This is a genomic window from Aureimonas ureilytica, from assembly GCF_001475935.1.
GTDB lineage: Bacteria > Pseudomonadota > Alphaproteobacteria > Rhizobiales > Rhizobiaceae > Aureimonas > Aureimonas ureilytica_A.
Window position 1 is genome coordinate 1 of the sequence record NZ_LDQA01000116.1, and the last position, 1802, is coordinate 1802.

4 protein-coding genes are annotated in these 1802 nt (G+C 61.3%); all 4 read right to left on the reverse strand.

The window, feature by feature from the left end:
• Positions 1-40: 40 nt before the first annotated feature.
• Positions 41-307 (reverse strand): hypothetical protein, encoded by a 267-nt coding sequence (locus tag NS365_RS22850; protein WP_058602586.1) that lies wholly within the window; start codon positions 305-307, stop codon positions 41-43.
• 112 nt (positions 308-419) lie between these two features.
• The gene (locus NS365_RS22855) at positions 420-860 is read right to left on the reverse strand and encodes a hypothetical protein (RefSeq protein WP_058602587.1); all 441 of its coding nucleotides are present in this window, start codon (positions 858-860) and stop codon (positions 420-422) included.
• The gene (locus NS365_RS22860) at positions 857-1198 is read right to left on the reverse strand and encodes a DUF883 family protein (protein WP_058602588.1); all 342 of its coding nucleotides are present in this window, start codon (positions 1196-1198) and stop codon (positions 857-859) included. The genes NS365_RS22855 and NS365_RS22860 overlap by 4 nt, the downstream gene beginning before the upstream one ends.
• A gap of 145 nt (positions 1199-1343) precedes the next feature.
• A partial coding sequence (locus NS365_RS22865) for a sigma-70 family RNA polymerase sigma factor (protein ID WP_058602589.1) occupies positions 1344-1802 on the reverse strand: 459 nt, incomplete at its 5' end.

Sequence of the window (1802 nt, forward strand, 5' to 3'; positions counted from 1 at the left end):
TCGTGTATCTCCGCCTGTGCAGCGGTGTCCGGTCAGCTTACTACTGGCTGGAGCCGCTCGGCGTTGCCACGCTGTTATTGGCCTGCGATGGCGAGACCGTGGAACTGGTCGTCTCGGTCGATGTCGCGGGCGCCGCGCTCACGTCCGAATTCTGAACGCCGTTGATGTTCTGATCCGGCAGTACGCTGCCATAGATGCCGAGCCCCGCGAACACGACCAGAGCCAGCGCTAGACCGCCGAGCAGCACATAAAGAACCGGGCGTCCGGTTCGCCCCTGCCGCGCCTTGTTGGTATTCAGTTCGGCCATGTTCTTCTCCCATGGGTTTAATTCCTGATGAAGGAATTCGCGGATGGGAAGAACGATCCGTCATCTCTGATGAAAAAGAGCGGAGCGCTCTCGCGCCCCGCCCTCAAACCGATCAATACCGATCGCGATAGCCTCGTAGGGCCATGAAGAGGCCCCAGATGGAAGCCAAGCCGATCGGCACGAGAAGCACCGATTTGCGACGGCGCACCAAGCCGAAGATCGTCGGCAAGTTCGAGATGGCCGCCACGCTGGCGATCGAAGCCACGTCCCGCTGGACACGATCACGCGCCCGCTGCTGCGGGACGCGTCGCGCCATCAGGAGCACGACATACATGATCGCGATGCCGATCAAGCAGACGACACCGAAGCCGATGGATGTCTGAACGTGACCGAAGCGGAACGCGAGCCATGTAAACAAGGCGTTCAGCAAGAAGCCGATCGCCCCGAGCGCCAGAATGGCCATCACGATATAGATGGTCATCGCCGTTCGAAGGCGCGCCAGATAGATCGACGCCTCGCCGGTGAAGAGTTTGGCGATAAGCGGCCCGATCATCTAAAAAGGCGAGCGTAGACGTAGCCCACGGCAGCCGCGATCAGAACGCTCTTGATCGGCTCGGCACGCACGCGCTCGGTGATCTGCTCTTCGAACTCGCCGGCCGTTTCCTGCGCTTGGCGCAGATAACGCTCGCCGCGATCGCGAACCTCGTCGCGAATGGCGAAGGCCTGCGAGCGCGCATCGTCGGCCCGGCCGTTGGCGATGGTCTTCAGCGTCTCGACAACCTGCGCGACGTCTTCGCGAAGCTGGGCTACCTGCGACTCCAGATCGCCCTCCGCCTTGCGCGCTTCCGCGTTGCCGGACTGAGAAAAATCGGAAGGCGTACTATCGGACATGATGCATTCCTCTTGTGGACGAAAAACCAACAAAACTCGCTGAGCCGTTGCAGCGCTTGGGCCGTGCTGGAAATCCACTTCGCGCCCAAACGGTTCCTTGGCCGGGTACGAAAAACGGATCGCGGCGGCCCGAAAAGTCAGTCGATCAGGCCGCCGGCGCGATGCCGATGATCTGCGACGAGATGGAGTCCGGCCCGAACTCGCCATCGCCCTCGATGCCGAGAAGATCGGCCATGCGAGTGCGCGCGCGAGACACGCGGCTTTTGATCGTTCCCACCGCGCATTTGCAGATTTCGGCCGCTTCCTCGTAGGAAAAACCTGACGCGCCGATCAGGATCAGGGCTTCACGCTGATCGTCCGGAAGCTGGTCCAAAGCCTTGCGGAAATCCTGAAGGTCGAGATGGCCTTGCTGCTCGGGGTGGCCTGCCAATTGCATCGCGTGGATACCATCCACATCCTGCACTTCGCGGCCCTTCTTGCGCATCTGCGTGTAGAACTCGTTGCGCAGGATCGTGAACAGCCACGCCTTGAGGTTCGTGCCCGGTTGAAACGTATGCTGCTTGTCCCACGCCTTGACGAGCGTTTCCTGGACGAGATCGTCGGC

Bases quoted from the DNA above. Each gene is read 5' to 3' on its own strand.
- NS365_RS22860 (WP_058602588.1), bottom strand. From the start codon at position 1,198: ATGTCCGATAGTACGCCTTCCGATTTTTCTCAGTCCGGCAACGCGGAA.
- NS365_RS22855 (WP_058602587.1), bottom strand. From the start codon at position 860: ATGATCGGGCCGCTTATCGCCAAACTCTTCACCGGCGAGGCGTCGATC.
- NS365_RS22850 (WP_058602586.1), bottom strand. From the start codon at position 307: ATGGCCGAACTGAATACCAACAAGGCGCGGCAGGGGCGAACCGGACGC.